The 22,773-nt window shown below is 46.8% G+C and carries 16 protein-coding genes; 15 read left to right on the top strand and 1 reads right to left on the bottom strand.

Translation table 11 applies throughout. The features are described 5' to 3' along the window. The first annotated feature begins 9 nt into the window (after positions 1–9). The 13 genes from J2T16_RS26745 (at position 10) to J2T16_RS26685 (ending at position 16,573) form a co-directional block, all read left to right on the top strand. On the top strand, positions 10–453 hold the full coding sequence (locus tag J2T16_RS26745) for an immunity 26/phosphotriesterase HocA family protein (protein WP_499019838.1): 444 nt from the start codon (positions 10–12) through the stop codon (positions 451–453). Positions 454–522: 69 nt separating this feature from the next. Then, entirely contained in the window at positions 523–1,563 is a 1,041-nt protein-coding gene (gene purM, locus J2T16_RS26740; RefSeq protein ID WP_499019836.1) for a phosphoribosylformylglycinamidine cyclo-ligase, read from the top strand. Continuing rightward, positions 1,563–2,180, top strand: coding sequence for a phosphoribosylglycinamide formyltransferase (purN, locus tag J2T16_RS26735; protein ID WP_499019834.1), 618 nt, complete (start codon positions 1,563–1,565; stop codon positions 2,178–2,180). The genes purM and purN overlap by 1 nt, the downstream gene beginning before the upstream one ends. Positions 2,181–2,514: 334 nt before the next feature. Then, positions 2,515–4,062, top strand: coding sequence for a bifunctional phosphoribosylaminoimidazolecarboxamide formyltransferase/IMP cyclohydrolase (purH, locus tag J2T16_RS26730; protein WP_154960740.1), 1,548 nt, complete (start codon positions 2,515–2,517; stop codon positions 4,060–4,062). A gap of 218 nt (positions 4,063–4,280) precedes the next feature. Then, positions 4,281–5,546: a phosphoribosylamine--glycine ligase gene (gene purD / locus J2T16_RS26725; RefSeq protein ID WP_499019832.1), complete on the top strand. Its 1,266-nt coding sequence runs from the start codon at positions 4,281–4,283 to the stop codon at positions 5,544–5,546. A 792-nt stretch (positions 5,547–6,338) separates the two neighbouring features. After that, positions 6,339–7,676, top strand: coding sequence for a hemolysin family protein (locus J2T16_RS26720; RefSeq protein ID WP_499019830.1), 1,338 nt, complete (start codon positions 6,339–6,341; stop codon positions 7,674–7,676). A 47-nt stretch (positions 7,677–7,723) separates the two neighbouring features. Next, positions 7,724–8,806, top strand: coding sequence for a hemolysin family protein (locus J2T16_RS26715; RefSeq protein WP_499019827.1), 1,083 nt, complete (start codon positions 7,724–7,726; stop codon positions 8,804–8,806). Between the two features lie 336 nt (positions 8,807–9,142). Then, positions 9,143–10,090: a ring-cleaving dioxygenase gene (locus J2T16_RS26710; protein ID WP_499019826.1), complete on the top strand. Its 948-nt coding sequence runs from the start codon at positions 9,143–9,145 to the stop codon at positions 10,088–10,090. 14 nt (positions 10,091–10,104) lie between these two features. After that, a complete protein-coding gene (locus J2T16_RS26705; protein ID WP_090923416.1) occupies positions 10,105–10,710 on the top strand; it encodes an alpha/beta hydrolase in 606 nt (201 codons plus the stop codon). A gap of 328 nt (positions 10,711–11,038) precedes the next feature. After that, positions 11,039–13,339 (top strand): beta-glucosidase family protein, encoded by a 2,301-nt coding sequence (locus tag J2T16_RS26700; RefSeq protein WP_499019824.1) that lies wholly within the window; start codon positions 11,039–11,041, stop codon positions 13,337–13,339. Positions 13,340–13,603: 264 nt separating this feature from the next. Further along, positions 13,604–14,470: an alpha/beta fold hydrolase gene (locus J2T16_RS26695; protein WP_499019821.1), complete on the top strand. Its 867-nt coding sequence runs from the start codon at positions 13,604–13,606 to the stop codon at positions 14,468–14,470. A gap of 243 nt (positions 14,471–14,713) precedes the next feature. After that, complete coding sequence (gene ilvA / locus J2T16_RS26690; RefSeq protein WP_090923415.1) at positions 14,714–15,946, top strand: threonine ammonia-lyase IlvA; 1,233 nt, start codon at positions 14,714–14,716, stop codon at positions 15,944–15,946. Between the two features lie 21 nt (positions 15,947–15,967). Next, the gene (locus J2T16_RS26685) at positions 15,968–16,573 is read left to right on the top strand and encodes a GNAT family N-acetyltransferase (protein WP_253497460.1); all 606 of its coding nucleotides are present in this window, start codon (positions 15,968–15,970) and stop codon (positions 16,571–16,573) included. Positions 16,574–17,168: 595 nt separating this feature from the next. Here J2T16_RS26685 and J2T16_RS26680 read toward each other — a convergent pair. After that, positions 17,169–18,143, bottom strand: coding sequence for a hypothetical protein (locus J2T16_RS26680; protein ID WP_499019816.1), 975 nt, complete (start codon positions 18,141–18,143; stop codon positions 17,169–17,171). A 308-nt stretch (positions 18,144–18,451) separates the two neighbouring features. Here J2T16_RS26680 and J2T16_RS26675 point away from each other — a divergent pair, with 308 nt between their 5' ends. Together J2T16_RS26675 and J2T16_RS26670 are read left to right on the top strand one after the other, a co-directional pair. Further along, positions 18,452–21,592 (top strand): stalk domain-containing protein, encoded by a 3,141-nt coding sequence (locus J2T16_RS26675; protein WP_499019814.1) that lies wholly within the window; start codon positions 18,452–18,454, stop codon positions 21,590–21,592. A 249-nt stretch (positions 21,593–21,841) separates the two neighbouring features. Continuing rightward, positions 21,842–22,711 carry an AraC family transcriptional regulator gene (locus J2T16_RS26670; RefSeq protein ID WP_499019812.1) on the top strand — a complete coding sequence of 290 codons (870 nt, stop codon included), beginning with the start codon at positions 21,842–21,844 and terminating at the stop codon, positions 22,709–22,711. The last annotated feature ends 62 nt before the right edge of the window (positions 22,712–22,773 follow it).

Below are 22,773 nucleotides of genomic sequence, written 5' to 3'. Positions count from 1 at the left end.
GTCAGGCTTATGGGAAGAAAAAGCTATAATGAGGGCGATGTTTTTCTGATTCCAATGCATGATGGACGGTTTGCCGTGTGTCAGGTGATATGTGCACTGAGAGACCGCTTCAAAAAAGCATTTTCATTCGGCGTGATGAGCATTCAGCGTGACGAAACTGTAAGTTTGGAAGACGGCGAATTCCTTGTCTATTCTTATGGCAAACGTAAGAGCAACGTGATCTTCACGTCACCCAAGCTGCTGAAAGATGGCACATGGAGCATCGTTGGTAACATTCCGCTGACTCCGGCGAAAAAAGAGCTGCAAGTATTCCAGTGTGCCGGTGCGGTATACAATGGTGACGAATTCATTCGAATGGTTCCACCAGAAGAGTACAGGAACTACATTACAATGGGTTTAGCTGGATTTGAATTGGTACAGATTCATCTATTAGAGATGAGTAGCAATAAATGAGTTGGACTTTTGATTTACACAAAAAAATGTTGAGCTCGATTTATACAAGATACGAAGGGTGTGAGGGTTGTGTCCGAAGCATATAAAAAGGCCGGCGTCGATATCGCGGCAGGAAACGAAGCGGTTGAACGGATGAAAAAACACGTAAAGCGTACCTTTCGTCCGGAAGTGATGACGGATTTGGGTGGATTTGGTGCCCTGTTCGGATTGAACAAAGACAAATATGATGAGCCGGTTCTGGTTTCCGGTACAGATGGTGTTGGAACCAAGTTAAAAATAGCATTTGCTATGGATCGTCATGATACGATTGGTATTGATGCTGTAGCGATGTGTGTCAACGATATCGTTGTACAAGGAGCAGAGCCACTCTTTTTCTTGGACTACCTCGCTTGCGATAAGGTCATCCCGGAGAAGATTGAAGCGATCGTTGCGGGTATCGCGGAAGGCTGTCATCAGTCCGGCTGTGCGCTCATCGGCGGTGAAACGGCTGAGATGCCAGGCATGTACAGTGAAGGTGAGTATGATATTGCAGGTTTCACCGTGGGTATCGTGGACAAAGCAAAAATCATTAATGGCACAACCATCGCATCTGGAGATACGGTCATCGGTCTCGCTTCCAGCGGTGTGCATAGCAACGGTTTCTCTCTGGTTCGCAGATTGCTGCTTGAAGAAGCTGGCCTGGATCTGCACTCCGAAATGACGGAGCTGGGTGGCAAACTGGGCGATGCCTTGCTGGAGCCAACGAAAATTTATGTAAAACCATTACTGTCCCTGCTGGAGAATGTCAAAGTTAAAGGGATGGCGCACATCACGGGCGGTGGATTTATTGAAAATATCCCGCGTATGTTACCAAGCAACGTGAACGTAGATATCAATTATGGTTCATGGCCGATCTTGCCAATCTTTAATCTTTTACAGCAAAAAGGCGATGTATCCAACCGTGATATGTTCACGACGTTTAACATGGGTATCGGACTTGTCTTGGTTGTGAACGAAGCGGATGCAGCAAAAGCATTGGAGCAACTAAAAGCTTCCGGTGAAGAGGCGTACATCATTGGCCGTGTAACTGAAGGAGATGCGCGAGTAACCTTCACGGGAGCGGATGTTTAATGACGAACTACCGCATTGCTGTATTTGCCTCAGGGACAGGAAGCAACTTTCAGTCTCTGGTTGATGCAGCACGGAATGGTGATTTGGGTGCATCGGTGGAATTACTCGTCTGTGATAAACCTGCAGCACGTGTTGTGCAGCGAGCACGGGATGCAGGGGTAGACTGCCATCTGTTTACGCCCAAAGCGTATGATTCGCGTGAAGCATACGAGGCAGAAATTATTGAAGTGCTTGAATCCAAACAGATTGATCTGGTTGTGCTGGCGGGTTATATGAGACTGCTGACCTCCGTAATGGTTGAGCGCTACGCGGGTCGACTGATCAACATTCATCCATCGCTCCTGCCAGCCTTTGCTGGCAAAGATGCGATTGGACAAGCACTTGATTATGGTGTGAAAGTGACAGGTGTAACCGTTCATTTTGTGGACGGCGGCATGGATACGGGGCCGATTATAGCCCAGCATCCTGTGCCTGTCCAACCAAGGGATACGGCGGAAACGATCAGCAAAGCTATCCATGCTGCCGAACAGCAGTTATACCCTGAAGTGGTATCTTGGTTCGCGCAAGGTTTGGTTCAATTAAACGGACGCCACGTTACCGTTACCAAACCGGTTTGATATAAGTTGAAATTTTTTCCACACATGAACGTAGAGAACAGAAATAAGCTGGAGAAGCGGAGCGTTCGCCTGAAAGCTTTCTGAAAGAAAGCTACATCGGAAGCATAAGCTTATTACTTGATTTTTACCATTATAAAATTGTTCGAAAAATCTAGGAATAACAGCGATCAAAAGATTATCTGTTCTCGCAGTGGCTCAGTGTGGGAATCGTTTATCAACTTATATAACAGAAGTCGAAAATTGGTACGCATTTTGTGATATTTCTCGGGAAATAAATCGGCTGTGTTTCGTCAGGAAACGCGAAGCTTATGGGATAATAAAGGAGGAGCATATTGTGAGTATCAAAAGAGCGCTGGTCAGCGTATCGGATAAAACAGGCATCGTGGACTTTTGCCGCGAGCTGTCGCAAATGGGTGTGGAGATTATTTCGACAGGAGGTACAAGTAGCCTGTTGTCGAAGGAAGGCGTACCTGTCATCGGAATTTCGGACGTAACCGGATTCCCGGAAATTATGGACGGGCGTGTCAAAACATTACATCCGGCAGTTCACAGCGGCTTGCTTGCTGTTCGTGATAACGAAGAGCATACACGCCAAATGCAGGAGCTTGGTTTGGGTTACATCGATCTGGTTGTTGTGAACCTGTATCCTTTCCAGGAAACCATCGCTAAACCGGATGTAGCCTATGAAGATGCGATTGAGAACATCGATATTGGTGGACCAACGATGCTTCGTTCAGCGGCTAAAAACCATGCTTTTGTTAGCGTTGTTGTTGATGCGGCCGACTACAGTCAAGTGCTGGAGGAAGTGCGCAGCGGCGGAGATACGACGCTGGAAACACGCAAACGGCTTGCGGCAAAAGTGTTCCGTCATACGGCGGCTTACGATGCACTCATCTCCGATTACCTGTCCAACGTTAATGGCGATCCATTACCAGAGCGTCTGACCGTTACTTACGAAAAGCTCCAAGATCTACGATATGGCGAAAATCCGCACCAACAAGCGGCATTCTACCGCAAACCGCTGGCTGCGCAGGATACATTGACTACAGCTGAGCAATTGCATGGTAAAGAGTTGTCTTACAATAACATCAACGATGCCAACGCAGCACTGCAGATTGTCAAAGAATTTGAAGAGCCAGCAGTCGTTGCCGTAAAACATATGAACCCTTGCGGTGTAGGAATTGGCGAAAGCATCTATGAAGCCTACAGTAAAGCTTATGCTGCTGACCCAACATCGATTTTCGGTGGCATTGTGGCAGCAAACCGCATCATCGACAGCGATACGGCGAACAAGCTGAGCGAGATTTTCCTGGAAATCGTACTCGCTCCTGATTTTACCCAAGAAGCACTGGATATCCTGACGAAAAAGAAAAATATTCGTTTGCTCAAAACAGGTGAACTGAACGCAGCTCGCAACCGTGAAAGCCAATTCGTGGTGACATCGATTGACGGCGGTATGATCGTGCAACAATCAGACGTACACTCCATTGAAGCGAGCGAGCTCAACGTGGTTACAGATCGTGCACCTTCCGAAGAAGAAATGAAACAGCTATTGTTTGGCTGGAAAGTTGTTAAACATGTGAAGTCCAACGCGATTGTACTTGCTGCGAACGACATGACGGTAGGTGTAGGTGCAGGGCAAATGAATCGTGTCGGCGCGGCCAAAATTGCAATTGAGCAAGCTGGCGAGCAGGCAAAAGGAGCTATTCTCGCTTCCGATGCATTCTTCCCGATGGGTGATACACTTGAGTTGGCGGCAAAAGCGGGTATTACAGCAGTCATTCAGCCAGGCGGCTCGATCAAAGACGAAGAGTCTATCAAGGTAGCCAATGAATATGGCATCGCCATGGTATTCACGGGCGTACGTCATTTTAAACACTAGGACAAGTAATAAGCAGGTTGAAGAGTTAAAGTCCGAACAGAAGTATTAAAATACTCTTCATCAAAAAGTGGCAAGTGTTATAAAGGAGTGTCACCTGTCATGCTGATGACGTATGGGGCACTCCTTTTTTCAGGAAATAGATCAATAAAAAATAGACACTTAATGTTTTGAAGTGTAGGAACATCACAATCCAGTAAAGCGTGGAGGGAAACAGACGAATGGATATTTTGGTAGTCGGCGGCGGCGGCCGCGAACATGCAATTATCTGGGCACTGGCGAAGAGTCCAAAGGCAGGTAAAATTCATTGTGCACCCGGGAATGCGGGCATTGCACAGCTGGCAGAGTGTCATCCGATTGCGGTACATGAATTTGACAAACTCAAAGCACTGGCAGTTGAACTAAAAGTAGACCTCGTCGTTATTGGACCAGATGATCCGCTCGCAGACGGCATTGTGGACGCATTTGACTCGACAGGAATCCCGGTCTTCGGCCCACGTCGTAATGCAGCGGAAATCGAAGGCAGCAAAACATTTATGAAGGATCTGCTACACAAATACAATATCCCTACGGCTGCATACGAGAAGTTCGACAACTACGAGCAAGCTCAGACCTATCTGGATGAGCAAGCGATTCCGATTGTTATCAAAGCGGACGGACTGGCTGCAGGTAAAGGGGTCACCGTTGCATACTCTCGTGAGGAGGCGAATCAGGCCCTTCGCAGCATTATGGTTGATAAGGTGTTTGGTGAAGCTGGAGCGAAAGTGATTATCGAAGAATTCCTCGCCGGACAGGAGATGTCGATTCTGGCTTTTGTTGACGGTGAGACAGTTCGTCCGATGGCTGCTGCGCAGGATCATAAACCTGTGTTCGACAATGATCAGGGGCCAAATACGGGCGGCATGGGCACATACTCTCCACTTCCACATATTCCGGCCACCATTATTGAAGAAGCGGTGGAAACCATCATTAAGCCAACAGCGAAAGCAATGGTATCCGAGGGACGTCCATTCCGTGGTGTATTGTTTGCGGGTCTGATGATCTCCCCGGATGGCAAACCCAAAACGATTGAGTTCAACGCACGCTTCGGAGATCCAGAGACACAAGTGGTGCTGCCACGTCTGAAAACGGACCTGCTCGACATTTTCTGGGCAACCGTTCACGGAAAACTGGCTGATCTGGAGATTGAATGGAGCGAAGAAGCCGCTGTATGTGTCGTGCTTGCTTCAGGCGGATATCCCGGCCCTTATGCGAAAGGTGTTGTGATTGAGGGACTGGATCAAGCCCAAGAGGGTGTTGTGTTCCATGCAGGAACAGCGCGTAATGAAGCTGGGGACTGGGTGACAAACGGTGGACGTATTCTCGGTGTTGTAGGCCTAGGTGCTGACATTGCAGAAGCAAGAGCCAAAGCATATGCTCAGGCAGAGCACATTCATTTTGAAGGCAAACATCAACGCTCCGACATTGCTGCCAAAGCTTTGGTGTAACAATTAAGCCAGCCCGTAGGATGGGTACCGCAAGGTATTTGCATCCTGTGGGCTTTTTGCGCGTATTACATATATTATGTGTAAAAAAGACAGTTAGATTTCTTATAAACCTGCCTGAGCACAACGTTTATCCGCTATGAAAGTGAAGATTTGGATCTGTTTAATGGCCAAATGGAACGGGTAGTATTTCAGTAAACTGCACTATTCTAATAAAGTGGAAAGATTCATATATAGATACGGAAAAAGCCAGAAAAAACGGAAGATACATAGATCATAGAAACTCATTTTTTGGTAGGATAACACTGGTTAAAATGCCACAGGATAACATACATATAGACTATTCTGTGAACAATAGACTGTAAGCTTGTGCCAAACCATAACGTGCAACTGGATGGTTTGAATCAAAACATGATATACTTTTCGGAAACAGGAATCGATACGTTGGGAGGTGGATATCTATTGGGTAGGCGATATTGTAAATTGTCCAAATGGCGAATCTAGGTGGAGTTGATCAAGGAACAATGGACAGCATGAGGGGTAACCCGTTTTGATTGAAGTCGTTTCTACACGTCATGGGCGTTATTGACTTCATCTTGGATTCCTGTTTTAGATTTACAAGGTCATTATGCGACTTATACAGAAGTGATCATGAACTGATTTTTATATATTTTTTATTCGTCACGGGCTCTTGGCATCACACATTCAACAGCGTATGAACAGTTAACGGCATGAACGTTAATGTATCACGCTGTAACTATCTTGGAGGTGAATCCCTGACTATCGGGGAAGTCTTTGGACATAATTACCATATTAAATATCGCATTACTTATCATCTTGATTGTACTGACTGCATTTTTCGTTGCGTCGGAGTTTGCTGTTGTGAAAATTCGTACATCAAGGGTGGATCAACTGGTTGCCGAAGGCAATAAACAGGCAGTGCTTGCCAAAAAGGTCGTCTCGGACCTGGATTATTATTTGTCCGCCTGTCAGCTAGGTATCACCGTTACAGCCCTCGGACTCGGGGCCTTGGGGAAACCGACTGTGGAGAGATTGTTATATCCGGTGTTTAATTATTTTGACGTACCTGCCTCGGCCTCGGCGATTGCTTCTTATGCGATAGCTTTTATACTCGTTACGTTTTTGCATGTCGTTGTTGGTGAGATGGCACCCAAAACGTTGGCGATTCAATTTTCCGAAAAGTTGACTTTGTTACTCTCTCCGCCGCTGTACTGGTTTGGTAAAGTCATGTATCCATTCATCTGGGCACTCAATGGTGCATCGCGTGTAATCCTGCGTGCATTCGGTGTAAAACCAGCCGGACATGATCAGGCCTATTCCGAGGATGAGATTAAGATCATTATGAACCAGAGCTATGAAGGCGATGAAAGCAACAAGACCAAACTTTCGTATCTGGAAAATGTTTTTGTGTTCGATGAACGTGATGCCAAAGACATCATGGTTCCTCGTACAGAACTAATTACACTGAATCAGGATATGACGTATGACGATATTATTCCTATATTGGATGAGCATAACTACTCCAGATATCCCGTCATCGAGGATGGAGATAAAGACCGCATTATCGGTGTCGTGAATGTGAAGAAGATTTTGCCGGACATGGTTGCGACCCGGGCACATCAATTGAGTGAATTTGTGCGTGAGATCCCCTTTGTATCGGAAGTGACATCCATTCAGGATGCGATGATCAAAATGCAACAGGAACGTGTGCATATGGCTGTTGTCGTGGATGAGTATGGCGGTACTTCGGGAATCATTACGATGGAGGATATCCTTGAAGAGCTGGTTGGCGAGATCCGGGATGAGTTCGATGCTGATGAAGTAGCGGACATTCAGGAGACCGGGGAAAACCAGTATCTAATTAGTGGCCGTGTGCTGCTGGATGAACTGGAGCGTCAATTCGGAATTATATTCGAAGGTAATGAAGAGATGGATACGGTTGCCGGATGGATTCAGTACCAGAAGGGTGTCGGTGTGGAAAAAGGAGATACCGTTGAACACGGCGACTATGTCTGGACGGTAGTGGATGCCGAGAACTATCACATCAAGCAGGTGCTGCTTGAACGTGTTAACGGTATTGAGGCCCAAGAAGCTGCCAGCGATCTGGCTTAAACATTTCAAAACTTAATGGAGGTGAATCCCTCACCCGAGGGAAATCATTGGACGGAATAATAGCCTTAAACTTATTTTTAGTAGCTGTATTTATCGGTTTGACCGCGTTTTTCGTAGGAGCCGAGTTTGCTATTCTGAAAGTGCGGATGTCCCGTATTGATCAATTGATCTCGGAAGGCAACAAAAAAGCAGTGGTCGCCAAAAAAGTAGCACATAATCTGGATTATTATCTGTCTGCCTGTCAACTTGGTATTACGATTACTGCGCTCGTACTGGGTGCTTTGGGCGAACCGACCGTGGAGAAATTGTTGCATCCGTTATTCCAGAGTCTGGAAGTGCCTGCTGCACTGTCCACCGTACTCTCTTACGCGATTGCATTGGCATTTATCACCTTCTTGCATGTCGTAATCGGCGAGCTTGCACCGAAGACACTTGCCATTCAGTTTGCTGAAAAGATGACGTTGTTGCTTGCACCACCGCTCTACTGGTTCGGTAAAATCATGAACCCGTTCATTTATGCGCTGAATGGTGCAGCACGTTTATTGCTTAGCATTTTCGGTATCAAACCGGCCGGGCATGATACGGTTCACTCCGAAGAGGAATTAAAGCTGATCATGGCGCAAAGTTATGAGAGTGGCGAAATTAACCAGACGGAGCTGGATTACCTCAAAAACATTTTTGCCTTTGATGAGCGTTTGCTTCAGGAGATCATGATTCCCCGAAATAAAATCGTTACACTGAATAAAGAAATGCCGCTGGAACAGATTATTGAAGTGCTGAATCAGCATGAGTATACGAGGTATCCTGTCATTGCAAACGGGAATGCAAACCATTTTGTCGGGTTTATTAATACCAAACAGACGTTAACGAGTGTAGCTGCGGGCAGAACGTTCAGCATGAACACGTTCATGCACCCAATGCCGAGCTTCTCGGAGCGTTCACCGATCAAGGATGTACTCGTTCAGATGCAACATAGCCGCGTGCATATCGCTTCTGTCAAAGACGAAGCTGGCGCAACGATCGGAATGGTGACCATGGAGGATATTCTCGAAGAGATTGTCGGGGATATCAAGGATGAATATGAGCATAAAGATCTGGTTAATCCACCGAAGAAATTAAAATTGGTGTAAGAATCAGAAGCAGGCTTCATTTTGGTGAGATACACGTTATTAAAGACAGGTTCCCGTACTTCGGTTCGGGGACCTGTTTTTTATGTGAAAAGCAGTTCAGAGCGATACGTTTTAACAAAAACAAACGAGTCTATGTAAGGTTCATTGAAGTAATATCTTAATTTTGAAATAAATGCTTGCATATTACTCGGTTATGGATTAATATGAATTTAAAGAATCTTAATTTAAAGATAAATAACGAAGCTAAAGTAAGTTAATCCTCAGAAGCAGTAAATAAAACAACCGTACAACAAACAAGATAATGAATAATAAACGAAAACTAAGGGAGTGGAGATTATGTTCAGAACTTCAGGCATTCATCATATTACCGCTTTTGTTGACGACGCACAGAAAAATGTAGACTTCTACGCAGGGGTGTTGGGACTCAGACTGGTGAAAAAAACGATCAACTTTGATGCACCGGATGTATATCACTTGTACTACGGCAATGAGCAAGGCGCACCAGGTACGATCATTACGTTTTTCCCGCAGAAGAATGCAAGAAGAGGTGTGATTGGCTCAGGTCAGACCGGAGTTACCGTCTATGCTGTACCGATGGGCAGCCTGTCGTTCTGGAAAGAACGTCTTGCTTCCTTCGATATTCCATATGAAAATAAAACGAGATTCGGCGAACAATATATTCGTTTCTTCGATAAAGGGGGATTGCTCCTTGAACTGGTTGAGCGCGAAGGCGGCGAGCCGAGCCAGTGGGCATTTAATGGGGTGACACCTGAGCATGCGATCAAAGGCTTTGGCGGTGCGGTGCTCTACAGTCATGTGCCTGAGAAAACGATGGATGTGCTTGTCGGCAAGCTTGGTCTGGAACAGGTTGGTGAAGAGAATGGCCTGATTCGTCTGCGGGCGAGCGGTGATCTGGGACAGATCATCGATATTCAATCAACAGGTATCCAGCGCGGTATCGGTGGAGCAGGAACGGTACATCACATTGCATGGCGTGCCAAAGATTATTCGGAGCATGAACAGATTCAACAGGATCTGGATCAAACAGGGTATCATCCAACACCCGTGATTGACCGTCAATACTTCAACGCGGTATATTTCCGTGAACCAGGCGGTATTTTGTTCGAGATTGCGACAGATCCTCCAGGCTTTGCACGGGATGAACCGCAAGAGACGATGGGCGAGAAATTGATGCTGCCTGAATGGTACGAACCACAGCGTGAGCAGATCGAACAATTGTTGCCACCAATTCAAGTACGGGAATGGAAGGGGGAGTCTAAATGATGAGTACAGCGACGATGAAACATATCTACAAAGCAGGTGCGCAGGCAGATGCGGCGACAATATTGTTGCTCCACGGTACAGGTGGAACGGAGAATGATCTGATCGGACTGGCAGAGATGATTGCTCCGGGGGCGGCGATTCTTGGAGTGCGAGGTAACGTTTCCGAGAATGGGATGCCACGTTTCTTCCGCCGCCTTGCAGAAGGTGTCTTTGATGAAGAGGATCTGATTGCACGGACAGCAGAGCTGGGAGCCTTTATCGATGCTGCTGCGGTGGAATATGGATTCGATCGATCGAACGTGTATGCGCTGGGCTATTCCAATGGTGCCAACATTGCCGCAAGTCTGATGTTCCATCAGGCAGATGTATTCAAGGGAGCAATCCTGCACCATCCGATGGTGCCGCTTCGCGGACTGACACTGCCTGATCTGAAAGGACTGCCCGTGTTCATCGGTGCAGGAGAGAATGATCCAATTGTGCCAAGACGTGAAACGGAGGAACTGGCTTCCCTGCTGAGCGGGGCGGGTGCCGATGTGCATATGCATTGGGAACGTCAGGGGCATCAACTGACACGTACCGAGGCAGAAGCCGCGGCAGCATGGTATACAACACAGGTGTAATACAGGTACAGTACTTGTGGATGTATTGCATTACGAGATCTAGCACATATCGACATATATAAGAAGTTCGCAGGCAGCCTGATCGTTGAGATCGGGCTGTTTTTTCATTTTATTAATCTATATAGGATAACAGCGATTGAAGGTTATTCTGTCATCGGAGTGCACCGTGTAAAATCTTTAAGTTAACTTATTTGCCTCACGAAAAATGAGCACATCTGTTATGTAAACGTGCCAAACCGGGTAAGGATTTGAAATAGTAAAAGTCCACGCAGTATGCTTGTTATATAGCTTCGACACTACACGAATATCATGAACTGGAGGGGTTAATGTGGAACGTAACATCAAAGATTTGGTACAGCAGATGACACTGGAAGAAAAAGCGGGAATGTGCTCAGGGCTCGACTTTTGGCATCTGAAAGGGGTGGAGCGTCTCGGCATTCCATCTATTATGGTAACGGATGGTCCTCACGGATTGCGCAAACAGGACAGCAGTGCAGATCACTTGGGTCTGACCGCAAGTGTACCTGCAACCTGTTTCCCGTCTGCGGCAGGGCTGGCGAGTTCGTGGGATACCGAGCTGGCGCGTCAGGTGGGCGTGGCTTTGGGTGAAGAATGTCAGGCCGAAGATGTGGCGGTACTGCTTGGACCGGGTGTAAATATTAAACGTTCTCCCTTGGGCGGACGGAACTTTGAATACTTTTCTGAAGACCCACTCTTATCTACTCAGATGGCTACCGCTCATATTCAGGGCGTGCAGAGCCAGGGCGTGGGTACGTCTCTCAAACACTTTGCGGTGAATAACCAGGAAGAGCGCCGTATGTCGATTGATGCGGTGGTAGACGAACGGACGCTACGCGAGATTTATCTGGCCAGCTTCGAAGGCGCAGTGAAGGATGCACAGCCTTGGACGGTCATGTGTTCTTATAATAAAGTGAACGGTACGTATGCGGGTGAAAATGAGTGGCTGCTGACGGACATATTGAAGGATGAATGGGGCCATGAAGGTCTGGTTGTCTCGGACTGGGGTGCAGTGAATGAGCGGACGGATGCCCTTGCAGCTGGACTGGAGCTGGAGATGCCAGCAAGCGGCGGTATTGGAGAACGTAAGGTGATCGATGCGGTAGAGAGCGGAAAGCTGCCCATGGACAAGCTGGATCTTGCGGTGGAGCGTTTGCTGACCTTAATTTTCAAAGCGGTGGATCATAAGAAAGAAGGCGCTTCGTACGATAAAGATGAACATCATCAGCTTGCACGTAAAGTGGCATCCGAGAGTATGGTTTTGTTGAAAAATGAAGCCGGGCTTCTTCCGCTAAAGCGTGAAGGTAGCGTAGCCATCGTAGGTGCTTTTGCGCGTAAACCTCGCTTTCAGGGAGGGGGAAGCTCCCACATTAATCCGACCAAGGTCGATGATATTGTGGAGGAGATGACTCTTGTGGCAGGCGATGGAGTAACCATCTCGTATGCACCAGGGTACCGGATTGAAGAGGACGATGTGGATGAGACACTGTTGCAGCAGGCTGTTCAGGCTGCACAAGCGGCAGATACCGCTGTGGTATTTGTTGGATTGCCGGATCGATACGAATCCGAAGGGTATGACCGTGCGCATCTGCGTCTGCCGGACAACCACATTCGACTGATTGAAGAGGTTGCCAAGGTGCAGTCCCGTGTAGTGGTTGTGCTAAGCAACGGTTCTCCAGTGGAGATGCCTTGGCTGTCGCAGGTCCAAGCTGTGCTTGAAGCTTATCTTGGCGGACAGGCCGTAGGAGGCGCAATCGCCGATCTGCTCTACGGTGAGGTGAACCCATCCGGTAAACTGGCAGAGACCTTCCCGGCTAAGCTTAGCCACAATCCGTCCTATCTGAACTTCCCTGGTGAGGCAGATCGTGTGGATTACCGAGAGGGGATCTTCGTCGGTTACCGTTATTATGATAAAAAAGAGCTGGACCCGCTATTCCCTTTTGGATACGGCCTCAGTTATACCACGTTTGAGTACAGCGATTTACAAGTAGATCGCACAGCGCTAACGGATCTGGACGAGGTGCAGGTACAAATACGCGTCACCAATACCGGGGAGCGTGCAGGGAAAGAGATCGTACAGTTGTACGTTAGTGATGTTGAGAGTACAGTGATTCGTCCGGATCGGGAGCTGAAAGCTTTTGCGAAGGTGGCACTGGAGGCTGGCGAGTCCAAAATAGTTCATTTCACGCTGAATAAGCGTTCGTTCGCGTATTACAACGTGGATATGAAAGACTGGCATGTCGAGACGGGGGAGTTCGGTATACAGCTCGGTAGCTCTTCGCGTGATATTCGTATGCAGACTCGGGTAAGCGTAGAGTCTACTGCCACGTTCATTCCAACGTATACACGCAATAGTACCCTTGGCGATATTCAGCGCGACCCCGAGAATAAAAAGCTGATTGAGCAGGCTTTGCAGCAATTCCAGGAAGCGAGCGGTTTTGGTGGCGGTGACGATTCCGGTGATCATGATCATGCGGACATGATGAACGCGATGATGAAATATATGCCGCTACGTGCCCTTGTGGCTTTTAGCGGTGGCGCGATGACTGAGGATACGATGAATCAGCTGCTGGATCAGATGAACAATAAGGAGCACGGCATTCGCGGATAAGAGAATTTCATCCCGATTCTGCTTCATGACCTGTGATCTGTGAAGAAGTAATCAGGTTATGCGCGAGCAAAAGGGCGCGAGGCCGTAAGTTTTATATTGTACGTTCAGCTACTGCAAGGCTGAGAGGGATACCCGATCCGGTGATGGATTGGGTGTTCTTTTTTTACAGGGGAAAAGGTATAATTAGTAATTGATAATCATTTTCATTTAGAAGCGTGATGAGAGACGAGATACTGTGGATCAGTGGGGAGGGAAGGTGAAGCAATGGGTCATGATGCTGGATTACATACGTTGGGTTCAAGTGCATATATCCAGACCCGGGATGGCCGGAAGTTGCATTACATGTCGAAGGGCGCTGGAGAAGTGACGGTCGTTTTTGAGTCGGGGATGGGCGTTTCCAGATCTACATGGGGGCTGGTTGTGCCGACGATTGCGGAGCATGCACGTACCGTTGTGTATGACAGGGCAGGAGCGGGACGAAGTGATGTTGATTTTTCTCCACGCACGCTCACCCGGATTGCGGTAGACCTGAATGACCTGCTAAAAGCGCTCGGGACAGGGCCGATTATTCTGGTGGGGCATAGCTGGGGAGGGCCCATTGTGCGGGCAACGGCCGCTAGTAATCTGTTACGTCTGCAAGGTATCATTCTTGTTGACCCGTCGGATGAGCATTGTGAGTTATATTTTTCCCGTATGGCGAAGGTCGGTTTTGCGATAAATGGGGCACTTATTCCCGCTCTGGCTCGTGTGGGCCTGTATCGGTTTCTTGGCATCAAAGACTTTCTTAGTCAGCCTGATGACGTTGTAGCAGATCACCGCCGGGAGGACTTTACGGTACAAGCTGCTCGGACGATGGCTGCGGAGGGAAAGAATTTTTTGCAAGATTTAAAGGGGTTACAGGAGCAACCTCCCGAATTGGGAGACTTGGAAGTTAGCATTATTTCGGGTACGTTGCCGGGCAAGGGAGAACGTAAAATCAGACCTGCCATTGTTGAAGCTCACCGTCAGACGGTGAGTAAGCTAGCCAATGCAAGGTGGGTAGAAGCAGCGCGTTCGGGTCACATGGTGATGTTTACAGATCCTGAAGTGATCGTCAATGAGATCATGCGAATGATACGCGATGCGGAGTAAGAGATAAGAAAGTGGAAAATGAGAAATGTAAAGTATTTGAGTACAGTCGTTATAGCGAGTAGAAGATTGTTCCTCCCGGTGTCGGGCGCAAGAACAGAGCAAAAGTGATACAATAAAAAGAAAAAGCAATGGATGACATTGTTAGACCATATAAGCGGAGTGTGGAGACAGATGAAACCAGAGAATCAAGAAACAACAGGAACGGGAGCCGGAAACGAAGGTTCTAGAAATGTCCATGTAGGCATGGAAGATATCGTACGCGCACATCATGTGCTGCGTGAAGTGATTGTCAGAACGCCGCTACAGCGGGATGCTGTACTTTCGGCTAAATATAACTGTAATGTGTATCTGAAACGGGAAGACCTTCAAGTGGTGCGTTCTTTTAAAATTCGAGGGGCTTACAATATGATACGCAGTCTGACCCCAGCGGAAATGGAGAAAGGCATCGTCTGTGCGAGTGCCGGCAACCACGCACAGGGTGTAGCTTTTAGCTGTAATGCACTGGGCATTCACGGCAAAATCTTTATGCCAAGCACAACACCGAACCAGAAAGTGAAACAGGTACGACGTTTTGGCGGCGATAATGTAGAAGTTGTCCTGATCGGTGATACGTATGATGATGCGTATGCGGAAGCGATGCGGGCATGTGACGAGCAGGGCATGACCTTTATCCATCCGTTTGATTCACCGAAGATTATTGCAGGGAACGGTACAGTTGCGATGGAGATCATGGAAAGCCTTGATGAGAATGCAGACTATGTATTTGTCACCATTGGCGGCGGCGGATTAGCGGCTGGAGTAGGAACCTACATGAAAACGGTGAGTCCTGAAACACAAATCATCGGCGTTGAGCCGCTTGGAGCAGCTTCCATGAGTGAAGCAATGTTCCGCAAACAAGTGGTTACGCTGGATGATATCGATAAATTTGTGGATGGGGCAGCGGTGAAACGGGTCGGTGATTTGACTTATGACATCTGTAGCAACATCCTGAATGACATTGTGAAGGTGCCAGAAGGCAAAGCCTGCACAACCATTCTGGAATTATATAACGAAAATGCGATCGTGGTGGAGCCTGCGGGTTCGCTGGCTGTAGCAGCACTGGAGCAATACCGCGAACAGATCGCAGGCAAGACGGTGGTCTGTGTCATCAGCGGCGGTAACAATGATATTGACCGGATGCAGGAGATCAAAGAGCGTTCCCTGATCTACGAAGGTCTGAAATATTATTTCATGGTGAATTTCCCGCAACGTGCTGGGGCGCTACGTGAGTTCCTGGAGGAAGTGCTCGGTCCGAATGACGATATCGCCAGATTTGAATATACGAAAAAACATGACAAGGAAAATGGCCCTGCCTTAGTCGGCATCGAGCTCATGTACAAGGAAGACTACCAGCCACTCATCGAACGTATGAACCGCAAAGGTATCGCCTACACTGAGCTGAACAAAAACTTAAATCTGTTCAACATGTTGATCTGAGAGAGAGGTGTCTTTTTACAAGTGAAACCTACTATAGGGTCAGAGCAACAGAAGAAAGTGCCTCAGATCCGACCTGCACGGAAGGAAGATGTGGATCAGATCATCCCGCTGCTGGTGCAGGCGATTGGGGATATCGCTTATGCACTTGCGGGGGAGGCGGACCATGAGCGGGCAATGGACGTCTTACGTGAGTTTGTTACACAGGAAAATAACCGGATCAGTTATCAAAATATAACTGTGATGGAGCAGGATGGTGAGATTGCTGGCATGCTGGTAGCGTACGCCGGTGATGATGTGGATCGTCTGGACCAGCCGCTTCTGAATCGTCCCGGACGTGATGGCGATGAGAAATATGCTCTGGTAAAAGAAACCCGCCCTGGGGAGTATTATCTCGATACTCTTTCGGTAAGTGAGCCATTTCAGGGGCAGGGCATCGGCCGTGCACTGATGGCTGCTTTTGAGCAGCAGGGAAGAGAACTCGGGCACACGCAGGTTGCCCTGATCGTGGAGCAGGACAATGGCCGCGCCATGCAGCTCTATGAACGGCAAGGCTATGTTCAAGATGAAGTGATTCTCATCGGTGGACATGAGTATTACCATATGGTCAAAGAGCTCTCAGTTCTATAGATTGGCTGGAATGCATTCGAGCTTCGCACTCAAAAGGAGCCAACGCTTGAGTGATGGATGCTTACATATGTAACAGTGAGGGACACCATCTGTATCGTGAACCCGTAACAACTATATTTAGTCAGTTAACAGCAGATACGCCAAAAAAGACGAAGCAACGCCGAGGGCGGTGGGTTCGTCTTTTTTTGATAAAGCGGCGGTGGAGCAATATAAGCTGACAGGCTAACGATCTCAGATGACGCTATTTGGTCGATTTCAACTCATTTAAAATTCTAACGATCAGGAGAAACGTTATTTCCCCATTTCAGACGAGAAATCATTGATTTTTGCTCATTTCAGAAGAAATAGCGTCTCTGGTGATCGTTAGATCACTGAACATCTCTAAATCGGCCAAATAAGGTCTGTGGTGATCGTTAGAATTTTTTTCATCCGTACAACCTTCTACGCGACTAGCACAAGGAACGGTGTATGAAAAATGTTGACTATTCCAAGCTTACCATTGCATGCACACATCTATTTAACCTAACTCCCTTGCTCTACCTCCAGCTTATCCAGGCCATTGGCTGATTGTTACCGTTAGATTGATCTAAAACTTTTATATACCGTACTCCGGCAGATATTCATCCCTAGATACGTTCTGTTCCAGCCATTTGTCGACAGCCTCTGTTCTTTCAAACTTGGATTCAGCGACGACATCCATGAACGCATTCAGTTTTTTAAAAAAAGCACTGTCCTCGGAAGTATTCCGCTGTAAGACAGCTTTGTACCCTTTTTGAGCATTGGGCACCATTACGTTGGTGTCGTAATCGAACAGCGGGGTATTATCGAGCCCGTAAAAGGTGTACAAGGTGTATTGATTCATCAACATCTGTACCTGGTTTTTCCGGTTAGACTTAGGAAAATCATTCAGGAACCGCTCTTGATTCAGCGCACGGTTCAGCATATCCTGATATCCGATCATGAGGCCCCCATCTTCAGAGGCGATATTGCTCGTTTCGACTGCCATGATGCGAATGTACTGTTTGATATCTTCATTTACATAAGAAGTGTATTTTTCAAATGCGGCATAATTCATGATTGGATAGAGATAACCCTCGATCATCGTAAGACGATAACCGCTGTCTCTGGCCTGTTGCAGCAGTGAACGGAGACTCGTGTCTTTGGTGCGTGACATCAGCTGCGTAAAGCTGTTATTCCAATTGTATATTTTCTGCATCTGATCCTGAACATTGGGCACAAGCATGCGATCCGTTATGGCCGTTAGCGCTTTGAAGCGGGCATTTTCTAACTGTAGCACCATCAGGGTTGCATGATAGGGGGTCACCTGGCTGATTTTAGACTCTAGGTAACGGTCTGCCGCGGGTAGGCCATTTTTTTTGTATAGCATGTTCTGAAAGGATTTGTAGATTGCTGTCGAATTGGCTGATGTTACTTTGGTATTCGCAGCAGGGGCAGCAAAAGCAATGCCTGCGACTGGTGAAACCGCTGTTTGTAACAATAGAGTAATAGCCGTAGCGGTAAGCAGCGTACGCATACCTTTCTTTTTATAAAAATACAAAGATGATGCCATAGATATAAACCTCCTGTAATTTTGGAATGAACAGATAAGGATGAAAAGTAGACTTGATTCACTATTACACACAGATTAAAGCAATTGGCACAAGAAGTGGTTTCGGAATGATGACAAAATCTTCTGTTAATTTTAACCTTTACAGGTGGATGCAAGGCCAATGTTTCTGCGAAAATAATTTTTGGGGAACCGGAAACCTTTTAACGATTCGGAACGTCTTAGTTGTGCATAGGTAAATACAGGAATTATTGAATCGCACAGCTAATCTATAAGAGTGTACTAATTATAGGAGAATGGGGATAGGGTCTATGAGGAAAGCAGGAGGAAATCAAGTCAAAAAAGTGATGTCAGCACTGGCCGTATCAGCCATGCTTATGTCTGCACTGCCAACATCGGTAATGGATGCTGCTGCAAGAATCAGCATTTATATTAACGGTACTGAGGTGCCGGCGGTTCAAGCCCCTGTGATGAAGGCTGGACGTGTACTCGTTCCACTCCGGTCGATTTTTGAAGGAATTGACGCGGAAGTGCAGTTCAACAATAAAACGAAAACCATTACAGCAACCCGTGGGGATCAGGAAGTGAAATTAACACTTGGTTCCAAGGCTGCATATATCGATGGTCAACTGAATGTGATGGATGTTCCTGCGAGTACGATTAAAGGTAGTACGATGGTACCCATTCGTTTTGTGAGCGAAGCTTTTGGGGAAAAAGTATTCTGGAACTCACGCAGTCAGCGTGTGGATGTTAAAACCACATATACACCTGAAACGCCGGTTGATGATACGCAGTTTTCTGCTTGGAATATTTATGGATCCGTATCTGGCAGTAACGGAGATGGCCGTGACCTGACGGTAAGCTTCACACGTGCAAAGTCAGAGAGAACAGTGTCAGCTTACAGGGTGATGCTGGTCAAAAGTGGGGATATCAACAGCTTTAAAGAATCCGTTGCTACAGCCGTATCTCCGGCGAACTACACTTCAATTACACCAAACGGCACCAATCCGAAGCTGACACTTAACGCTCAGACACGCGACGTTAACGGTGATTTGCTGAATAGCAATGAATCCTATCGATTGTATGTACTGACCGTAGGTAACAGCAACAATAACAACCAAAACTATCTAGGCTGGTCTTCACAGGTTCTGAAGCTGAACCAGGTGAAACCTTCTGTTCAAGCTGTGACGGGACTGCGCATTGCCGATGTTAGCGATAATGGCGACGGAAGGGATCTGGAGATCAACTTCACACAGCCAAGCACCAATTCGAATATTACGAGTTACCGTGCATTTGTTGTGAAGGCGAAGGACGCATCCTCATTTAACCAGGCTGCTGCGAGCAAGGTATCCAGCGCGAATTACACGATCATCAATAAAGGGAATTCCAGCACAGTCAAAAGCATACTGAACTCTTCATCACGGGATACGTCGGGCGAGTTGATCAAAAACGGAACCACGTATGTTGTGTACATTATGTCTGTAAGTGCGAATACAGCAACAGATAGCAAGCTGTCTGCGGCTTCGTCTTCCCTGACGTTGTCCTTGAATTCAACTCCGGCTCCGGTCATTACACAAGTGAGAGACATCTCGGATTATGGAGATGGGCGCGATATTCAGGTGAGCTTTAACCGTGTATCGGATGAATCGAAGGTAACGAACTATCGTGTGTTTGTTGTACGCAACTCGGTAGCCAGCAGCTTTAACTTGCCTACAGCAAGTAATCTGTCTTCCAGTTTATATTATACCGTGAACAAAACAGGTAATAACCTCGTGGTTACATTGCCATCGAATATGCGGGATACCAGCGGTTATAACATCACAAACCTGCAGGATTATCGGATCTTTGTCATGGCAGCAGGCACTCAGCAGAACAACTATACCCATGCGTTGTCAGCTTCCTCCAATGTCTTGAGACTGACCTCCAATAGCAATGCAGGTGTGGCAACGAACCTGTCTGTTACAGATATTGCGGATAACGGAAATGGATCTGACATGCGCGTGTCGTTTAGCAAAGCAAGCGATGAGTCCAATGTTTCCCACTATCGAGTATTTGTCGTACCTGCCAATAACGTAGGAAGCTTCAACCTGAATGCTGCGAATGTGTCGAACAATTATACACAAGTGAATAAAACAGGTGGTAATCTGACCGTAACACTATCGAGTAACTCGGTTGATACCAATGGGTATAGAATTGCGAACTACAACGCTTATCGTGTGTTTGTCCTGTCCGTAAATAGTAACGGAAACTGGAGTCAGAATGCACTTTCCTCATCTTCAGCTCAAATCACGCTAGCACCGAACGCAATGGTTGCTGCACCGACCAGTGTGAGTGCAACCGATGTTGCGGATAACGGGAATGGCAGTGATCTGCGTGTAACATTCAACCGGTCAACGGATGAGAATAATGTGAATCATTATCGTGTGTTTGTTGTGAAAAATACGGCTGTAGGAAGTTTTAATCTGAATGCTGCATTGAATAACGGCTTCTACACGTATAGAAGTAAAAGTGGGAGTAATCAGGCTTTCACATTAGCAAGTGATGCTAGAGCAACGGATGGCAGCTTTATTGGTGATAATGTTGATTATCGGGTATTTGTCCTGGCGGTGAATAATAATTCATCTCAATCTAGCGCGCTGTCTTCAGTATCGCCTGTGGTTAAATTAGGAAGTGCTTCTCCTGTAATCGCAGTGGGCAGTGTAAGTGTAGCGGTTAAAAATCAGGGACAACAAGCGGGTAACGCTTCTGATGTAACTGTAAATTTTGCCAAAGCATCGAACGAAACAGGCATTGCCAAATATCGTCTGTTTATTGTCCCAGCAGATCAGGTACCTGGCTTTACGCTAAATACAGCGATGAATATTAATTATTATAATGATTTGGATAAAAGTAGTGCAGGCACTACGTTCGCATTGAGCGATGGATACCGGGATATTAATAATAAATCTATCGAGATCGGGAAAAAGTATAGAGTGTTTATTATGTCTGTATCCGACAGTACAACTCGTTCATCAAGTCTTTCAGTGGCTTCCGACGAATTTAGTATTAATAACATAGTACAATCTGTTCAAGCAGCCGTTATTACGGGTCTACAGAAATCAAGTACTGTAACTGAAGCGATCTACAAGTTGACCTTCATCAAACCATCTAGTGAAACTGGCATCTCCTCATATCAATTGTATATTGTGAAGGGAAGAGGAGCTGTTGATCCGGCTACAGCTAATTCCAGCAGTAACTATTCAGTAGGAGATCCCAAAGCGGTTGAAGTTACTTTGAATACCAATGCTAAAGATACTACAGGGGCTAGTCTTGTGGAAGGAGAAGAGTACACCGTATATATTGTGTCAGTTGCGTCTAATACAACAACCAATAGAAGTACGATCTCTAATCCATCTGAAGCATTTAAGCTTGAAAAAGCTCCAGCAGTTACACAATCAACTCCTCCGCAGTAAACTACGGCACAAAGTTAGCAATAGAATTGTAATGCTTCAACTCCCTTTCCTTCCTTGGAAAGGGAGTTTTTTCTTTGCATCCGTTAATGCCTCGGAAAGGGAACCGCTCTCCGTACGACCTATGTCCTTATTTTTCCATATTTAGACATGCTCAAATAGGTTCCTAAGGCCATTGCTGGTCTTGGATCAAACCATGGATAATAGGAGTCATAGAGCTTGACTAGCTCTTGAGTCGAAAGGAAGGATGCAATGTTAACATTTCGTTTGACGGGGCAGCCGGATTCCCGGATGCCGCTATACCTGTACGGTGTGGGCACACAGGAAGAGAAAGGACTGCATCGACCGGGGGGATTTCCGGTGTATCAGTTATTTTTGGCGCGTAATGGTGGAGGACAGTTTAATATCTCTGGCAGAGGAACGATCGTAATGGGCTCAGGGCAGCTGTTTGCTTTGGGGCCGGGCATTGCTCATGAGTATATCGCACATACAAGAACGGGTGGAGAGCTGGGGTTTATAGGAATCGGCGGCGAATCAGCGAATTCAGTACTTCAGGCGACAGGCATCATGTGCGAAAGACCTCGCACATTAACCGGGTTTGACCTGATTTGGTCACAGATGACGGAACTGTGGAAGGGGTTGGATCAGGGCGGGATGTCGATGTGGCAAATGTCCACTTTGATCTACCAGCTGATTCTCGACTTGGCTCAGGCTATGGCTCCAGTTGGTTATGTTTCACATGTACATGGGAATTCGGACGCTGGCCAGGAGGGACTCAACCGGGCAATCGTTTTAATGCAGGCTCATTATCAGGACGATCTGTTATTGAAACATGTGGCCGAGGCAGTTGGTTACTCTGTGCAGCATTTGAATCGTTTATTTCATCAGCATTATGGCGTGACTGGACATCAGTATATGCAACGCTGGCGTTTACAAAAGGGACTGGAGTGGCTTAATGAACATCCTGAGGCTAGTGTGAAGGAAGCTGCGGAGAATGTAGGCATGGAAGTGAATTATTTTATTCGTATGTTCAAGCGTGAATTCGGGGAAACGCCAGGCAAAGGCATGAAACTACGCAATCAGCTCAGACTGGAGCAGGATCACCACCCCCGTCACAAATAAAATACGAATCTGCAATAAAAAAAGAGACCTGACGGTCTCTTGAATGGAATTTCTTATAAAGT

The sequence above is a fragment of the Paenibacillus intestini genome (genome assembly GCF_030803945.1).
Taxonomy (GTDB): domain Bacteria; phylum Bacillota; class Bacilli; order Paenibacillales; family Paenibacillaceae; genus Paenibacillus; species Paenibacillus polysaccharolyticus.
This window is presented reverse-complemented; position numbering and strand designations above follow the sequence as displayed.